The following is a 509-nucleotide window of genomic DNA, read 5'->3' on the forward strand; positions in this document are numbered from 1 at the left end:
TCCCCTGACCCATGTTGCAGTACTACTCCGCCTCACCACATAGGACAACGTCTAATACTCCAGTGGGACTTCACCATTCGCGCTGGTCAGAGGCGGTCCTTCGAGCCTAGCGGGCTGACGGTGCCTCAGGGGCCGGTTCCGGGAAGCCGCTTCAGGCGCGGGTGCGTCTGCGGTAGTGGCAGGCGCGGGCCGTGGCCTGGTGGCGTCTGCGCCAGCGCGACCAGGTCAATGCGCCGACACCGCGGTGCGCGGGCCGGGGGCCGACAACTGCCAGCAGACGCCGGACCTCAGCCACGGTGAGCGGGGCCAGGTCGGCTGTGTCGTTTCTGCTGCCCCCCTTTCGATCGCCGCGGTGGCCATGGCGGCGAGGAAGGCGTGGGCGAGCATGGCCAGGGTGATGTGCCGATACCAGCCCGGATAGCGTCGCACTTCGTACTCGTCGAGGCCGCACTGACCCTTGGCGGCCTGGAAGCATTCCTCGATCGCCCAGCGGGAGCCGGCGACGCTGA

The 509-nt window shown here is 68.6% G+C and carries 1 pseudogene; it reads right to left on the bottom strand.

Annotation, left to right across the window (positions count from 1 at the left end):
* Window positions 1–225: 225 nt before the first annotated feature.
* Window positions 226–509 (bottom strand): annotated as a pseudogene (locus IE274_RS39185) (IS701 family transposase); the annotation flags it as partial.

The sequence above is a fragment of the Streptomyces flavofungini genome (genome assembly GCF_014650815.1).
GTDB lineage: Bacteria > Actinomycetota > Actinomycetes > Streptomycetales > Streptomycetaceae > Streptomyces > Streptomyces flavofungini.